14 protein-coding genes are annotated in these 16,505 nt (G+C 33.9%); 8 read left to right on the top strand and 6 right to left on the bottom strand.

The features are described from left to right. The first annotated feature begins 21 nt into the window (after positions 1-21). Both ACYFX0_RS24280 and ACYFX0_RS24275 read left to right on the top strand, forming a co-directional pair. On the top strand, positions 22-600 hold the full coding sequence (locus ACYFX0_RS24280) for an HAD-IA family hydrolase (protein ID WP_001024238.1): 579 nt from the start codon (positions 22-24) through the stop codon (positions 598-600). A gap of 272 nt (positions 601-872) precedes the next feature. Next, a complete protein-coding gene (locus ACYFX0_RS24275) occupies positions 873-1,184 on the top strand; it encodes a hypothetical protein (protein ID WP_106081957.1) in 312 nt (103 codons plus the stop codon). A 40-nt stretch (positions 1,185-1,224) separates the two neighbouring features. Here the strand turns inward: ACYFX0_RS24275 and ACYFX0_RS24270 are convergent, their stop codons facing one another. Both ACYFX0_RS24270 and ACYFX0_RS24265 read right to left on the bottom strand, forming a co-directional pair. Then, a complete protein-coding gene (locus tag ACYFX0_RS24270; RefSeq protein WP_000974622.1) occupies positions 1,225-1,440 on the bottom strand; it encodes a helix-turn-helix domain-containing protein in 216 nt (71 codons plus the stop codon). Positions 1,441-1,450: 10 nt separating this feature from the next. Further along, on the bottom strand, positions 1,451-1,933 hold the full coding sequence (locus tag ACYFX0_RS24265) for a DUF2975 domain-containing protein (protein ID WP_106081958.1): 483 nt from the start codon (positions 1,931-1,933) through the stop codon (positions 1,451-1,453). Between the two features lie 293 nt (positions 1,934-2,226). Here ACYFX0_RS24265 and ACYFX0_RS24260 point away from each other — a divergent pair, with 293 nt between their 5' ends. From ACYFX0_RS24260 to desA, 4 genes are all read left to right on the top strand, one after another. Beyond that, the gene (locus tag ACYFX0_RS24260) at positions 2,227-3,900 is read left to right on the top strand and encodes an alkaline phosphatase (RefSeq protein ID WP_106081959.1); all 1,674 of its coding nucleotides are present in this window, start codon (positions 2,227-2,229) and stop codon (positions 3,898-3,900) included. 486 nt (positions 3,901-4,386) lie between these two features. After that, positions 4,387-5,217 carry a VanW family protein gene (locus tag ACYFX0_RS24255; protein ID WP_001028246.1) on the top strand — a complete coding sequence of 277 codons (831 nt, stop codon included), beginning with the start codon at positions 4,387-4,389 and terminating at the stop codon, positions 5,215-5,217. A 289-nt stretch (positions 5,218-5,506) separates the two neighbouring features. Beyond that, a complete protein-coding gene (locus tag ACYFX0_RS24250; protein ID WP_000727453.1) occupies positions 5,507-7,894 on the top strand; it encodes an immune inhibitor A domain-containing protein in 2,388 nt (795 codons plus the stop codon). Positions 7,895-8,200: 306 nt separating this feature from the next. Then, entirely contained in the window at positions 8,201-9,232 is a 1,032-nt protein-coding gene (desA, locus tag ACYFX0_RS24245; protein ID WP_106081960.1) for a Delta(5) desaturase DesA, read from the top strand. Between the two features lie 300 nt (positions 9,233-9,532). Here the strand turns inward: desA and ACYFX0_RS24240 are convergent, their stop codons facing one another. The 3 genes from ACYFX0_RS24240 to ACYFX0_RS24230 all read right to left on the bottom strand — a co-directional run bounded on the left by ACYFX0_RS24240 (position 9,533) and on the right by ACYFX0_RS24230 (position 12,565). Further along, positions 9,533-10,006, bottom strand: a complete 474-nt coding sequence (locus ACYFX0_RS24240) for a VOC family protein (protein WP_460271988.1) — start codon at positions 10,004-10,006, stop codon at positions 9,533-9,535. Between the two features lie 448 nt (positions 10,007-10,454). Then, the gene (locus ACYFX0_RS24235; protein ID WP_460271978.1) at positions 10,455-10,802 is read right to left on the bottom strand and encodes a VOC family protein; all 348 of its coding nucleotides are present in this window, start codon (positions 10,800-10,802) and stop codon (positions 10,455-10,457) included. Between the two features lie 338 nt (positions 10,803-11,140). Beyond that, entirely contained in the window at positions 11,141-12,565 is a 1,425-nt protein-coding gene (locus ACYFX0_RS24230; RefSeq protein ID WP_106081962.1) for an amino acid permease, read from the bottom strand. Between the two features lie 267 nt (positions 12,566-12,832). On the opposite strand from ACYFX0_RS24230, the gene ACYFX0_RS24225 reads away from it, so the two are divergent. Continuing rightward, entirely contained in the window at positions 12,833-13,582 is a 750-nt protein-coding gene (locus ACYFX0_RS24225) for an IclR family transcriptional regulator (protein ID WP_000250751.1), read from the top strand. Positions 13,583-13,634: 52 nt separating this feature from the next. Beyond that, the gene (locus tag ACYFX0_RS24220; protein ID WP_137073713.1) at positions 13,635-15,302 is read left to right on the top strand and encodes a M20/M25/M40 family metallo-hydrolase; all 1,668 of its coding nucleotides are present in this window, start codon (positions 13,635-13,637) and stop codon (positions 15,300-15,302) included. A 176-nt stretch (positions 15,303-15,478) separates the two neighbouring features. On the opposite strand, the gene proC is transcribed toward ACYFX0_RS24220, so the two are convergent. Continuing rightward, on the bottom strand, positions 15,479-16,297 hold the full coding sequence (proC, locus tag ACYFX0_RS24215) for a pyrroline-5-carboxylate reductase (RefSeq protein ID WP_106081964.1): 819 nt from the start codon (positions 16,295-16,297) through the stop codon (positions 15,479-15,481). Positions 16,298-16,505 lie beyond the last annotated feature (208 nt).

Raw genomic sequence — 16,505 nt, 5'->3', positions numbered from 1 at the left:
TGAAAATAGAAGGTGAATAGAATGAATATTTTATGGGATTTTGATGGGACGTTATTTGATACGTATCCTGCATATACAATGATGCTTTCTGAAATATTAGGTGATTCAGTAGAAAAACAAGAAATATACAAAAACTTAAAAATATCATACTCTCATGCAATTCAATATTATAATATTTCATGCGAGCAGGAAGAAAAAATTAAAGTTTTGAAGGGGAAATTTACTCCAAAAGATATGGAACCTTTTGCGGGTGTCGAAGAGGTTTTGAAATTTGCAAATAAAAATGTGATTATGACCCATAAACATAGGAAAGGGGTTATGGCCATTTTAAAATATTACGGCTGGGAAAAATACTTCGTAGATATGGTTACAATTGACGATGGCTTTCCTCGAAAGCCGAACTCTTTGGCTTATAATCATCTGCATAAAAAATACAATATTGATTTAGCTATTGGAGATAGAGAATTAGATTTATTACCTGCAAAAGAATTAGGTATTTCAACATGTATGTTTCAAGGTAATTGTGATGTAGCGGATTATTCTTTATCACATTACTCGGAGTTTTTTAAGGTAGTGATAAATAGAGAGTTTTCTTTATAAAATAAGTTAGTATTTAAGACTGTATATTTCATTTTAAAGGTACAGTCTTTATTTTTTAGAACTATTTCATTTTATTTTCTGTATATAAAAATTGCTAGGAGTTAAAGAATGTCCGTCCATCTTTATTAAAGAAGTAGCCAGGTTAATTGTTAGATAGAAATAAACCGAAGGATAAAGTGATAGCGTCCACTTTATCTTTTTTATGTTTTAACCAAATTATGGTTATTCGTGTTAATATGAACTCATAGCTATATAGAAGGGGTGGGGTTAGTATGAAAACAGAAATAGTTCCTAAAAAGAAGTACAGTATAATAAGCTATATATCTTTACTCATCGGTATTTTGTGTTTTCTATTCGTGTTTATAACGCCAACAAGGATAGCGAATGCAGGTAATATAGTTGGAGATTATATTACAATTGCCCTGACAGGTGTAGGTATCATGCTTTCAATAATCACAATGACGAAAAGAACAGAGAAGAAGGGACTTGCTATTCTTTCATTAATACTGTCCTCATCATTTTTTATATTTTGGATCATAGCAATTATCCTATTGTTTACTGGTCAAATTAGTTTTGCGCCGTAATGTGTAATAAAAAGAGTCCTTCTCGTATGAAGGACTCTTTTTATTCGGTTTCTTCAGGTTGATATTCTAAAATATCACCCGGTTGGCATTCTAATGCTTTACATATTGCTTCTAAAGTTGAAAACCGAACTGCTTTTGCTTTTCCATTTTTCAAGATAGAAAGATTAGCCATTGTAATTCCAACCTTCTCCGAAAGCTCTGTTACACTCATTTTTCTTTTCGCTAACATTACATCAATATTAATGATAATTGCCATATTATTCACCTCAGACCGTTAAATCATTTTCTGATTTTATATCTATAGCATCTTTTAATAGTCTTTGGAGAACGGCAGCAAAGACCGCGATTACCATTGAAGCAAAAATCATAATCATTCCGATAATAATAATGCCAGGGGCGTCATCTCTCTCTGCCACAAGATAGAAAAGTGGCATACCTAATACATATAATACACTAATTGCCAATGCGCTGTACTTAATATTTTTTAAAGCTTTAACAGATAACTCTGAAAATGCGTTGTTTTTATCAATATAGTTTAAAAGCTTAAATGTTTGGTACAGTGCGAAGTAATAAGGTATTGCTGTTGCGTATAAATTGATAAATACAAGATATTTAATATATGCAATATCTGGATATAATTCTGCGGCGAAATTTCCTATTTTAGGGACAAAAAAAATGCATATAGCAAGAACAGGGATTCCGATCAGAATCACAACGGTCTTTAAAAAGAGTGTGGATCCTTGTTTCATAAAAAGCACCTCATTTATTTAATATCTTATTAATTTAACATGAAATTTATTGTTTAACAATAAATTTTTATTTCTTTTAATCGAGGATTTATTGTTAAACAAGTAATTAATGAAAAGAATGCTAAATCTTTTTTATAAGATAGATGAAACATACCGATATTTAATTAAAGAAAGAGAAGGTAACTATTGTTAGCTTTATGAGAATTGGGAACTAATAAAACATATGTAGGTTTTGGAATGGAAAAGGAAATAAGTTGTATTTAAATGAATGCAAAGTTTATGGAGGAACAATCATGTTGAATTATGGTGTGAAGATGAAAAAATTACTATTAGTGGGAGCTATAATAGTAAGCGTATTAAGTACGGAAAGTATGGTGAATTATCATGCGGCCAAAGCTAAGATGAAAAAAATAGAACACCAGCCTAAAAATATAATTATGATGGTTATGGACGGAACGAGTTCAACGGCGACAACATTGGCTCGCTGGTATAAAGGGGCACCGCTTACGTTAGATCAAATTGTAACAGGAGGTGTTCGTACGTTTTCGGCGGAATCAGCTATTACAGACTCAGCGCCAGCAGCAACAGCATTAGCAACTGGAAATAAATCAAATTCAGGATATGTAGGTGTACTACCTTCTATTGTAAATTCACCTAGCTTAAAGCCAATAAAAGAAGAGGACAAGTTACGGCCGGTCGCAAACGTATTAGAAGGTGCAAAACGTACTGGTCGTGCAACGGGAATTGTTGCTACATCTGAAATTCAGCATGCTACTCCGGCGGGATTCTCAGCTCACCATGTCAATCGCAAGCAATTTAACGTAATTGCGAAGCAGCAAGTATATCAAAATATAGATGTCGTATTAGGCGGGGGAAAAGCGGCGCTTCTACCTATAAAAAGTAATGGAATCCGAAAAGATGGTGAAAATTTAGTAAAGGTGATTCAAGACAAAGGATACGATTTTGTTGAAACGAAAGATGCGTTATTGAACTCCAAATCTAATAAAATTTGGGGCTCTTTCTCACATCATGCTCTTGCGTTTGATATGGATCGTATAGCAACAAATCCAGAACAACCAACACTTTCTCAAATGACAGAAAAAGCAATTCAAACATTATCAAAAGATAAAGATGGCTTCTTTTTATTCGTAGAAGGTAGTAAGCCAGATTGGGCAGCTCATGCTAATGATCCGATTGGGATTATTAGCGATGTATTGGCATTTGATGAAGCGGTAGCAAAGGCGTTACAATTTGCGAAGAAAGATGGGGATACGATGCTTATCGCTTTAACTGATCATGGTAACAGCGGCATCTCTATAGGGAATAGGAATACGACAAAAGGATACAATACTACACCGGTTTCTGCATACATTGATCCATTGAAAAAGGCGAAAATGACACTTGAAGGAACTATAAATAAACTGAAATCTGATTTATCAAATGTAGAAGATGTAGCTAAACTATACGGTTTGGATAATCTAACTCATGATGAAAAAGAAAAATTAAAAGCGGAAAAAAAGAAAATGGATGTAGGACGAATCCTTACTACATTATTGGCTAATCGTGCAAATATCGGCTTTACGACAGGAGGACATACAGGTGAGGATGTATTCTTATATTCTTATGGACCTCAAAAACCAGAAGGCTTAATCCAGAATACAGACATTGCGAAGACGATGGCCAAAGCGATGGGCTTTAACTTAGAAGAAGTAACGAATAAAATATTTTTAGAGAGTGAGCAAGCCTTTAAGAAAATCGGTGCAACTGTAACAGCCGACAAAACCGAAGGAGTAAACCCGTTACTTGTGGTAAAACATAATAAAGTAGAAGCACAACTATTTGGTAACAAAAATATAATTCGTATCAATGGTAAAGGGTATGAATTAGGAAGTATTATTGTAGAGAGTAATGGAAAGTGCTATGTACCACAAGAAGCAATTCAACTATTTGTAAAGCATTCTCGTTAAAAAATTGCCAACCAGTTAAGCTAACTGGTGGCAATTTTTTGTGTTCATTCTAAATATAAGGGCTCGGATTGTTTTGTAAAGTTTTTCAGAGGAGACTTGTATAAATGTTAAAGGGGAATTATATTCTTTTCTTACATTAAAAAATTTCGTTTTGTAGAATAGAGAATTTATACATATAGTAAAGTCTAATGTATTATCAATTAATATTTACGAAAAATATATTAATACTTTAGAATTTCTTTAATTTTCATTATTTTTTATTTAAGGTTATCCGTTATATTTATAATGTGTTTATTTCAATTTATCGTATTGTAGCGCAGTTTCATATAATTAGAAAGCAATCCTCAAAATAAAATCTCCACTAGAGTAAATTTATTATTTTTTTGCGTTTTTTATTTACAAAAATTATTATGCCGCTAAGAAAACTGTAGTTTATTGAATTAGAGATATATTAGAATTTATTTGAAGAAAGAGAGAGGGAATAAAATGAATATAGTGCACTTACGTCCTAAACAGCGTTCTAAGTATCGAATTATGCTAGGGACGTGGTATTACTCTACAAAGAGGTATATTCAGTGGTTATCAGACGGAAAAACATATGCAAAAAGGTTCCAACAAGAAAAGCTACCTTGTACAGCAATTCAGCACCGAACGATATTACTCCGTAAGCTCAAAGATGTAGATATGTGGTATCAACAGAATAAGGTTGTTAATTTGAAAATTGCTGTTAAAAAACTAAATGGTATCGTCATTAGACCAGGAGAAACATTTTCTTACTGGCGTTTAATAGGTAAGCCTACGAGGAAAAAAGGGTATGTAGAAGGTATGGTATTACACTACGGATCTTTTCAAACAGGTATTGGAGGAGGTCTTTGTCAGCTTTCGAATTTAATATATTGGATGACTTTACATACACCACTGACAGTAACAGAACGATATCGTCATAGCTTTGATGTCTTTCCTGATTCTAGGCGAACTCAACCGTTTGGGAGTGGAGCAACTTGTTCCTATAACTATTTGGATTTACAAATTAAAAATGAAACGGACCAACCGTATCAACTTCATCTTTATATGACAGATGAATATTTAGTTGGTGAATGGAGAACAGTCTATCCGCAACTTTATCAATATGAAGTGTATGAGAAAGAACATTCAATTCAACCTGCATACTGGGGCGGTTATATACGACATAATGTGATTCAACGTAAAGTATATAATCAACAGAAACAGTTAATAGAAGATCAATATGTAACAGAGAATCACGCTATAATGATGTACGAACCACTATTAGCTTGTAATAATGAGAATAGTGAGTAATATGGTAATCCATAGATTAAATAGTATAGAAAATATTTAATTCTTATTTTTATTAAAAAAGTATGAATCCCAGATTTACTGGATTTTAATTGTAACTAAGAACATATAAAAGTTCACTGTTATTTATAGGAGAGTCTGTTTGTTTTTATATCTTATGTATTTCACCCTGCATAAAAAAATATTTCTCAACATTTTATTTGTTGAAAAAGATTGAATATTCGTATTATAACGAATATTATGTTGTTATCGGCAAAAAACGATAATTTGCAGACACTGGGGAGGAAATACATTGAAAAAGAAAAAGAAATTAAAACCATTAGCGGTATTAACAACAGCAGCAGTACTAAGTAGTACGTTTGCTTTTGGAGGTCACGCAGCTTATGCTGAGACACCAACATCATCTCTACCAATAGATGAGCACTTAATACCGGAGGAGCGTTTGGCAGAAGCGCTAAAACAACGGGGGGTAATTGATCAATCTGCATCACAAGCTGAGACGTCAAAGGCTGTCGAAAAATATGTTGAGAAAAAGAAAGGAGAAAACCCTGGGAAAGAAATCTTAACAGGAGATAGTCTTACACAAGAAGCTTCTGATTTTATGAAAAAAGTAAAAGATACAAAAATGAAGGAAAATGAACAGGCACAGCAGCCTGAAGTAGGCCCAGTAGCTGGACAAGGTGCAGCATTGAATCCAGGGAAATTAAATGGAAAAGTACCTACTACATCAGCGAAGCAAGAAGAATACAATGGAGCTGTTCGAAAAGATAAAGTACTTGTTTTACTTGTAGAATTTAGCGATTTTAAGCATAACAATATTGATCAAGAGCCAGGATACATGTATTCTAAGGACTTTAATCGTGAACATTATCAAAAAATGTTATTTGGTGATGAACCATTCACTTTATTTGATGGATCGAAGATTAACACATTTAAGCAATATTATGAAGAACAATCTGGTGGTAGCTATACAGTTGATGGGACTGTAACAGAGTGGCTTACTGTTCCAGGAAAAGCATCAGATTATGGTGCTGATGCGGGTACTGGGCATGATAACAAGGGGCCTTTAGGACCAAAAGATTTTGTGAAAGAAGCATTAAAAGCAGCGGTAGCAAAAGGAATCAATTTAGCAGACTATGACCAATTTGATCAATACGATCAAGATGGTGATGGAAATAAAAATGAGCCAGATGGCATTATTGATCATTTAATGGTTGTACATGCTGGCGTTGGTCAAGAAGCTGGCGGCGGTAAATTGAAAGATGATGCGATTTGGTCACATCGTTCAAAACTAGGTTCAAAACCATATGCAATTGATGGCACGAAATCTTCTGTTTCGAACTGGGGCGGAAAGATGGCTGCATATGATTATACAATCGAGCCTGAAGACGGAGCAGTTGGTGTGTTTGCACATGAGTATGGCCATGATTTAGGCTTACCAGATGAATATGATACAAAGTACTCAGGACAAGGTGAACCTGTTGAGTCATGGTCTATTATGAGTGGTGGTAGCTGGGCTGGAAAAATTGCAGGAACAGAGCCAACGAGTTTCTCGCCACAAAATAAAGAGTTTTTCCAAAAGAATATGAAGGGGAACTGGGCGAATATTCTTGAAGTAGATTATGACAAACTTAGCAAAGGAATCGGTGTTGCAACATATGTAGATCAAAGTACTACAAAATCTAAACGACCTGGAATTGTTCGTGTTAACTTGCCGGACAAAGATATAAAAAATATCGAATCGGCGTTTGGTAAGAAGTTCTATTACAGTACAAAAGGAAATGACATTCATACAACACTTGAGACACCAGTATTTGACTTAACAAATGCAAAGGATGCTAAGTTCGATTATAAGGCATTTTACGAACTTGAAGCGAAGTATGATTTCCTTGACGTATATGCGATTGCAGAAGATGGAACGAAGACACGCATTGATAGAATGGGCGAAAAAGATGTAAAAGGCGGCGCGGATACAACTGATGGTAAATGGGTTGATAAATCATACGATTTAAGCCAATTCAAAGGGAAAAAAGTAAAACTGCAATTTGAGTACTTAACAGATATTGCAGTAGCTTATAAAGGATTTGCGTTAGATAATGCAGCCTTAACTGTAGATGGAAAAGTTGTTTTCTCTGATGATGCAGAAGGTCAGCCAGCAATGACGTTAAAAGGCTTTACTGTGTCTAACGGATTTGAACAGAAAAAACATAATTACTATGTAGAGTGGAGAAATTACGCTGGTTCTGACACTGCGTTACAACATGCACGTGGCCCAGTATTTAATACAGGAATGGTTGTATGGTATGCGGATCAAAGCTTTACAGATAACTGGGTAGGCGTTCATCCAGGTGAAGGGTTCTTAGGAGTAGTAGATTCTCATCCAGAGGCAATTGTAGGGACATTAAACGGACAACCTACTGTGAAGAGCAGTACGCGTTATCAAATTGCCGATGCGGCATTCTCATTTGATCAAACACCAGCATGGAAAGTAAATTCACCAACACGCGGTATCTTTGATTATAAAGGATTACCAGGAGTGGCAAAATTTGATGATTCTAAGCAATACATCAACAGCGTTATTCCTGATGCAGGACGTAAGTTACCGAAGCTAGGACTGAAGTTTGAAGTAGTAGGCCAAGCTGAAGACAAGTCTGCAGGTGCAGTTTGGCTTCATCGATAAAATAAGGTAAAAAGAAGAGAAGCTGCGATAAGTCGGTGAAACTGACTGATTGCAGCTTTTTTCTTCTTGTGAAAAAACTCGCTGTTTTTTATGTACTTATTGGAAAAATATGAAGTTTTTTTGATACATAAAATGCTCCGTCTGTCCAATTATAGAAGCTATTTTGGACGTAAGAAATTTGTAAGTAATGAGTAAGAAAAAAGAGATTTTCATAGTATAAAATATTTATTATAGCTACTTTTAACACCTGATACTAATAGTGTGCTATAATATGAATTAGCAACAAAAAGGAAAGGAATTAGAACAATGACCTTAGAAAATACTAAAAATTTAAAAAAACAAGTTGCTCCTTTTGAAAAATCAACGATTAAAAAAAGTGTTTGGCAACTGATCAACACAATCGTGCCATTTATTATTTTATGGTACCTTGCTTATAAAAGTTTGTCAGTTTCTTATTGGTTAACATTAGTTCCAGCACTGTTAGCCGCTGGATTTATGACAAGGATTTTCATTATTTTTCATGATTGTACCCATTATTCATTCTTTAAAAGTCGACGTGCAAATAGAATAGTTGGAACGTGTATGGGTGTTTTAACATTATTCCCATTTGATCAGTGGGGGCATGAGCATTCTATTCACCACGCTACGAGTGGTAATTTGGATAAGAGGGGTACAGGGGATATTTGGACGCTTACAGTAGATGAATATGTAGCAGCACCATTTAGACTCCGTTTAGCATATCGTTTATATCGCAATCCATTCGTTATGTTTGGGTTAGGCCCAATTTATGTTTTCCTGCTTAAAAATAGATTTAACCGAAAAGGTGCTAGAAAAAAAGAACGTATGAACACTTATTTAACAAATATTTTAATCGTTGCTATTATAGGAATGCTTTGCTGGGCAATTGGATGGCAATCGTTTCTTTTAGTACATGGTTCTATATTTTTAATAGCAGGTTCAATAGGTATTTGGTTGTTTTACGTACAGCACACATTCGAGGATTCGTATTTTGAAGAAGATAAAGAGTGGGAATATGTGAAAGCGGCAGTGGAGGGAAGTTCTTTTTATAAACTTCCAAAAATTTTGCAATTTCTAACGGGTAATATTGGATTCCATCATGTTCACCATTTAAGTCCAAGAGTACCTAACTATAAACTAGAAGAGGCACACAACAATACGCTTCCTTTAAAAAATGTACCAACGATTACGCTTGCTACAAGCTTACAATCACTACGTTTCCGTCTTTGGGATGAGAAAAGTAACAATTTTGTTAGCTTTAAAGATGTCAAAAATATAATTAAAAATAATGTTTCTGTTCGAGTGAAATCTGAACTATAATTGCATCGTATATAATACTCCCCTTAATCATTTTCGATTTAAGGGGAGTTTGTGTTTAAAGAGTAGATGCCAGATAAGAAGAAAATTTACATAATTCAAATTGTAATTGAAGCAGATTAGGAATTGCTCGTACGTAAGTACAAATATAAGATGACAATAAATACATTATGTTAACAAATGGAGTTATCATGAATTTTCCATTACGATAACTGTTCATAAATCCGAAGAAAATTAATAGCAAAAGGGGAATCGTACAACATTATATCCAAAAATAAGAAAAGACTTGAACGGAAATTCCATTCATTTTTCTTGGTGTTCCTCATTCCATACACTTAAATAGGACGCATATTCTAATTCATCTGGATTCTCATGTAACATAGAAATGAATTCTAATTTATTTCCATCACAATCTAGAAAGTATACACTTGCAGCAGGCATCCACCTTTGGACAATTGGCTTTTGATTTCCTTTTCCTTGACTTCCTTTTCCTTGACTTCCTATCACTGCTATTCCACGTTCCTCTAACCACGCTTTAGAAGTCATTAAAAACTCTAAATTTACACCAAAAGCAAAATGTCTCGGCTCAAAGTCTTCAATGTTATGTACTTCCCATAGTCCAAGCATTTGTTGTTTATTTTCTCCGATCCAAAAGAAAGCCACTCTTCTTTTGGAGAATTTTCTTGCTAACGTTAATCCTAGCTTGTTTTGATAGAAATTTATTGCGTTTTCTAAATTTCTTACATGTAAATGAGTTTCGTATATGTTCTGTATTATTATGATCATTCCTTTCTTTATTGGTAACTACCAATTAAATAGTGAATGTAATTCTAAAGTTGAAATATGTATAAGCCTAGTAATGTACATCTATATCCGATATACCTATTTACTATTATATTGAAATTGGAATGTGATAAATCCCACTGAGGTAGTAAGTGTTTAAATGAACACTCTACTACTTTTGTAGGAGAGGGGATATATCTATTAAATTCAGATGAAATCATATTTAAATAATGAAAAACGCTATTCTTTTCGTAAGAATAGCGTTTTTTTATGTTTTTAAGTTGGTGGCCATAGGGTAGAATTTGAAAAATGAGGATTTACAAAGCTAAGAAGTTTAACTCCAAAAAAAATCGATTTCCTGTGGAGTTAAAGGAATCGACTTTTTTATTTACCTTGATGTATTAACGCAGCTGTTAACTTAATAGTAAATAAGTAGAATCCACTATTTCTCCCAAAGTTCGATCAATCGACCTTCAGGATCCTTAATCCAAATAAACTGTCCAAATTCACTGATTTCTTCTTTCTTCTCAAGAGGTACACCAATATTCTCAAGATGCTTTATAGTCTCGTTTAGATTATGTACTTCGAAATTTAACATCACTTGTTGTTCTTTTGGAAAATAATTGTCATTCTCTGTAAAGAAAGAAAAGATGGTCTCATTTCCTAACTGGGGTATAATCACAGTTCCATTCCAATCTTCTATATCAAGTTTCAACACTTCACTGTACCATTTTTTTATAACTTCAAGATTCTTAGTTCTCCAAAATATTCCTCCAAAACCTTTTATCATCGTATCTAACTCCTGTCTGTCTTTAAATATATATTAAATATATCAAAACAAAACAGTAATAGTAAGCAGAATCATCAACTTATGAATAGTAAAAATAGTAATTGTTAGTATTATAGTATTTACTACATTAACACTTTCTACAACATCATTAGCAGAACTTGAAATTTCGGGAAAGGTATAGAAATGCTCATTTTTCAACCCAAAGTTCACCTGAGCAATCCAGAACTTAAAGTGTTATAAATAATTCTTTCAATAGTAGGGGGAAATGAGAGAAGGAACGATAAAAGACCACACATGAAGTGAAACGCCATGTGTGGTCTTTTATGTATCGTCAAATATTACGAAGTCTCGCTAATTTTAGTTTCACTATGAGTGTTAGTAGAATTTCTTTTCTTAACTTTAAAGTGATAGTAAGTGTAGCAAAAGATGATAAATGGTACAGTGCAATAGATTCCAAGTCGTTGTTCTGGGATAAAAATAAGACTGATTAATATAATGCCATACAATCCAAAACCAAGAATTGGTACGAGTGGATAAAGTGGAGTTTTAAATTTTAAGTCTTCTAATTTTCCACCGTTTGCTAAATAATGTTTGCGGAAAAAGAATTGAGAAACACAAATTGACATCCAAACAATAATGGTAATAACTCCGGAAATTGAAATGAGCCATAAGTAAACAGTTTCAGCAGCTACTACGCTTGTCAAAAGAGAAAAAGCAGAAATAGCTATCGTCATGATTAAAGCGTTGAGAGGAATCCCACGTGATGACAATTTCTTTAAAAATGCTGGAGCCATTTCATTTTTTGATAGTGACCAAAGCATACGAGTTGCGGCGTACAGCCCAGAGTTTGCGACAGAAAGAACAGCTGTAAGAATAACAAAGTTCATAATATCAGCTGCATATGGAATACCGATATTATCAAAAACAGCAACGAATGGGCTCTTTGTTAAACCAGCTTCTTCCCAAGGAATTAAAGCAACAAGAACAAAAATTGCTAAGACGAAGAAAAACATTGTTCGCCATATAATATTTCTAATAGAACGAGGTAAAGTTTTTGCTGGATCTTCACTTTCACCTGCTGCGATTCCAACAAGTTCTGTACCTTGGAAGGAATAGTTGACTGTAACCATTGTTAAAAGAATAGCTGCAAGTCCATTTGGGAATAAACCACCGTGATTTACGAAATTTGATAATAGCGGAGCGGGTTCGTCACCTTTTAAATCAATAAAACCGAACATAGCGGCGCCGCCAAGAATAATGAAAGCGATAATGGCAGATACTTTTATACTTGAAAACCAAAATTCTGTTTCTGCATAACTACGAGCAGATAATGCGTTAATAGTGAAGATTGTAACGCCAAATATTAAACACCAAACCCAAACAGGAATATCAGGAAACCAGCGCTGCATTGTAATGCCGGCAGTTGTAAATTCAAGACCGGTCGTATTCGCCCAGCTTAACCAATACAACCATCCGATTGTAAAGCCAGTTGCAGGATTGATGAACTTAGTGGCATATTCTTGGAAAGAACCTGAAACAGGCATGGCTACAGCAAGTTCACCAAGACATAGCATAACGAAATACATTAATAATCCACCGGCCATAAAGGCAAGTACGGATCCGCCAGGTCCAGCTTGACTTATAATAAAGCCAGATCCGTTAAATAACCCCGTTCCAATCACACCACCGAGTGCAATCATGAATAAGTGTCTACTTTTCATCGTCCGTTTTAATTCATTGTTTGTATTGCTTACTTGCGCCATTGTTTTCCTCACTTTCATAGTTGATAGAATAAAGTTTGATGTTTTTCCGTATTATGGAATGTATTCCGTGATGTGAAATCTTGTTATAATTTTCAGATAATTGAAAAGAAAAGTCAATATTTTTTTGTTTGCGTTTTCAATTCTTTGTTAGTGATATGTTTTTATTGTTAGAAAATTAAATAAATAGATTGATTTCATTTCGAATGTTTGCTAAATTGATAGTTAATTAAGCATACTAACATATTACGAGTAAAGTTGAGGCGAGTTATGGTACAGTCCATTGATCGAGCGATAAGTATTATTAAATTATTGAATTCTACAAATGAAAAAGAGTATTGGGCTATTTCTGATATAGCTGATGGAACACATCTCCCGGTTAGTACAGTACATAGATTACTTAACTCTTTAATGGAGCATGGGTTAGTTACACAAATTTCAGAGACAAAACAGTACAAAATTGGACCAATGTGGATGGAAATAGGGTTACGTCAATTGGAGAAGGTAGACTACAGATCTGTTGCAAGAGAAGTGATGAAACGTTTAGCTGCTGAAGTGGAGGAAAGTGTCTATTTAAATATTCCAAACGGAACACATTCTATTATCATTGAAAGAATTGATAGTCCTTTAAAAATTCGAGTTATCGATAATCTAGGGGAACAAATTCCACTTTCAATTGGTGCCGCAAATAAAACGATGCTTGCCAATATGAAAACGAATGAAATGGAACATATTGTAGAAAATTTACTTTCTTCATTACCAGAACAAAAGCAAATTCTTCTTAATCAAATAAAGCAAATAAAAAATGAAGGATATGCTGTCAGTTATGGTGAAAAAACAGAAGGGACAGCTTCAGTAGCTGCACCTATTATCGGATTTAATCATAAAGTAGTAGGAGCATTAAGTGTTGGGTTAATTAGTCATCGTATTAATGATGATCGACTATCTTTTCTTATTAGCAAGGTAAAACAAGCGGCTCATGAAATATCAATAAAAATCGGCAGTACATCAGAACTATAATTTTGATAGCTGTCGTCATTTTTTTATTCATATACTGGAATTAGTTTTCATAATGTGGAAAAATAGGGGGATTTATATGTCAAAGTGGCAATCAAAAGAACAATTGATTCAATTATTAAGCGGTCTTGTTGAAATTCCTAGTATTACCGGTTCAGAAGCTGAAGTAATATTGCCAGACTTTGTTGTGGAACAGTTATCTGATTTACAGTACTTCAAAGAAAACCCGCATCATTTACAAAAAAATCCGACAGGGGACGGACGATATTTTGTTACAGCACTAGTAAAGAAAAGCGATAGTATAAAAAATACTGTAATTCTAGTAAGTCACTTTGATGTTGTAGATGTACAAGATTACGGAGTGTGGAAAGAAGATGCATTTAATCCTAAAAAGTTAACATCTATGTTTTATTCTCATAAAGATGAACTTCCAGACCATGTACGTGAAGATATAGAACATGGGGAATGGCTGTTTGGTAGAGGAACAATGGATATGAAATGCGGTCTAGCATTACAAATGGCAATGATTGAACAAGCATGTGAAGGAAGATTCGATGGGAATGTTCTTTTATTGGCTGTACCAGATGAAGAAGTGAATTCTGTAGGGATGAGGGCCGCTGTTCCAAGACTGTTAGATTTAGCTAGAGAGCATAACTTAGATTATAAAACGGTCTTAAACTCAGAGCCTATGTTTTCAAGACATCCTGGTGACCAAAATAAGTATATTTACACTGGCTCTATTGGTAAAGTGTTACCTGGTTTTCTTTGCTATGGAAAAGAGACACATGTAGGTGAACCTTTTGCAGGCTTAAATGGGAGTTATATGGCTTCATTAATAACAGCAGAATTAGAGTTAAACACAGACCTTTGTGATATTGTAGAAGGGGAAGCGAGTCCTCCGCCAACTAACTTACTTCAAAGGGACTTAAAGGAGGATTATTCTGTACAAATTCCGCATCGTGCAGTTACATTATTTAATTTGTTTTTATTAGAAAAATCAATGACAGATGTAGTTTCATTGTTACGTCAAAAAGTAACGAAAGTAGCAGAGAAAATAGAAGAGTCGTATGAAAAACATGCATATCGTTTTTCTAAATATAATCCATTTATACCACCTAATCTCAAAGTAAATGTATTAACTTATGAAGAGCTTATCACATATGCAATTGAGCAACATGGACAAGAAAAAATAAATCATATTCAATCTAATATTATAAAAAATAGAGAAGATAAAGATGATCGTGCGGTAACGATTGATTTAGTAGATAAATTAGCGATTTTATGTAAAGAAAAGGCACCGATGATTGTACTTTTCTTCGCTCCGCCGTACTATCCAGCTGTGAGTTCGCGCAACAATCCTTTAATAAAAGAGGTAGTTGTAGAAATGGAAAAGTATGCACACTACAATCATAAAATTACATTTGAAAACCAAAATTATTTTGGGGGGATTTCAGATTTAAGCTATGTAGGCTTGCAGTATCCACTGGATTCAATGAGTTCGCTTGTAGACAATATGCCATTATGGGATAAAGGTTATTCAATTCCGCTTCAGGAATTAGAAGAGTTTGATGTTCCAGTATTAAATATGGGGCCGGTAGGAAAAGATGCACATCAATGGACAGAACGTCTAGATGTAAACTACGCATTTGAAACACTATTAGATATGTTACCGAAATGCATTGAAAAAATATTAGTTTCTAATAAAATTACACAATCACAGTAGGGAATAGGTAAGGGATAAAACAGAACCTTTAAAGAAGATTCGAATTAAATTATTTTAATATAATTAAAAAGTGGAACGGCCAAGCTCAATTTTATATGAGTTTGGCCGTTTATCATGTAGTGGATTTTTAATTAAAATTATGTGAATTCATAGCTAACGTAATCTCTTTTATAGTTTTATTTTTTAGTTTGACCAGATAGTTCAACAGACTTTTGCGTACAACGTTGCATAGCTGAAATAATCGCTGTTCGTAATCCTTTTTCCTCTAATGTTGCTACAGCTTCTATTGTCGTTCCACCAGGAGAACAAACCATATCTTTCAATTCACCTGGATGTATTCCTGTTTCTAGTACCATTTTTGCAGAGCCTAACACAGCTTGAGCAGCGAATTTATATGCTTGATTTCTTGGCATACCATCTAGTACAGCAGCATCTGCCATCGCTTCTATAATCATATATACATAAGCTGGTGAAGAACCACTTACGGATGTGACAACATCCATTAATTTTTCACTTACGATCTCTGTTTGACCAAAACTATTGAAAATGTTTAGTACATCTTCTAAATCTTTTTCTGTCACCATTTCATTAGGGCATAATGCAGACATTCCTTCTCCAACAAGAGCAGGAGTATTAGGCATTACTCTTACAACCTTTAATTTTTTATTAAAGGCATTTTCAGTACTTTCAATACTTTTCCCAGCAGCGATCGTAACGATGATAGCATCGTTTTTGATTACTTCTTTTATTTCATTAATTATTGATGCGTATAGGTCTGGTTTGATTGATAAAATTAAAATATCAGCATTTTTAGCTACTTTATTGTTGTCGGTAGTTGTAGTTAGCCCATATTTTTCACTAGCATTTTTTAAATTAGCAGTGTTTAAATCTGAACAAATAATATGATTTGAAGACACTATCTTTTTGTTTATCATTCCGCCAATCATAGCCATTCCCATATTTCCGCAACCGATGAATCCAATTTGTTTATCCATAATAACTCAATCTTGCTCCTTTTATAATCAATTATATCGGTTTGATATTATTATCTTAGAATAAGAATAACATCCCTGTGCAATATAAAGAAACATTCTAAGAGAATATATTCCTTTTTGCAACACTAAAAGATAAAAATTAATTATATTCGACATTATGTAAATATATACACTATAATGTAAGGTTTTATGTTTATGAATATGAGTT

Source organism: Bacillus sp. NEAU-Y102 (genome assembly GCF_054788175.1).
Note: the sequence above shows the minus strand (reverse complement) of the source record. Positions and strands in the feature narration are given on the sequence as shown.

Coding starts and splice junctions, on each gene's coding strand:
- ACYFX0_RS24230 (WP_106081962.1), bottom strand. CDS start 12,565: ATGGCGCAAGTAAGCAATACAAACAATGAATTAAAACGGACGATGAAA.
- ACYFX0_RS24225 (WP_000250751.1), top strand. CDS start 12,833: ATGGTACAGTCCATTGATCGAGCGATAAGTATTATTAAATTATTGAAT.
- ACYFX0_RS24280 (WP_001024238.1), top strand. CDS start 22: ATGAATATTTTATGGGATTTTGATGGGACGTTATTTGATACGTATCCT.
- ACYFX0_RS24275 (WP_106081957.1), top strand. CDS start 873: ATGAAAACAGAAATAGTTCCTAAAAAGAAGTACAGTATAATAAGCTAT.
- ACYFX0_RS24265 (WP_106081958.1), bottom strand. CDS start 1,933: ATGAAACAAGGATCCACACTCTTTTTAAAGACCGTTGTGATTCTGATC.
- proC (WP_106081964.1), bottom strand. CDS start 16,297: ATGGATAAACAAATTGGATTCATCGGTTGCGGAAATATGGGAATGGCT.
- ACYFX0_RS24235 (WP_460271978.1), bottom strand. CDS start 10,802: ATGATAAAAGGTTTTGGAGGAATATTTTGGAGAACTAAGAATCTTGAA.
- desA (WP_106081960.1), top strand. CDS start 8,201: ATGACCTTAGAAAATACTAAAAATTTAAAAAAACAAGTTGCTCCTTTT.
- ACYFX0_RS24220 (WP_137073713.1), top strand. CDS start 13,635: ATGTGGAAAAATAGGGGGATTTATATGTCAAAGTGGCAATCAAAAGAA.
- ACYFX0_RS24255 (WP_001028246.1), top strand. CDS start 4,387: ATGAATATAGTGCACTTACGTCCTAAACAGCGTTCTAAGTATCGAATT.
- ACYFX0_RS24270 (WP_000974622.1), bottom strand. CDS start 1,440: ATGGCAATTATCATTAATATTGATGTAATGTTAGCGAAAAGAAAAATG.
- ACYFX0_RS24260 (WP_106081959.1), top strand. CDS start 2,227: ATGTTGAATTATGGTGTGAAGATGAAAAAATTACTATTAGTGGGAGCT.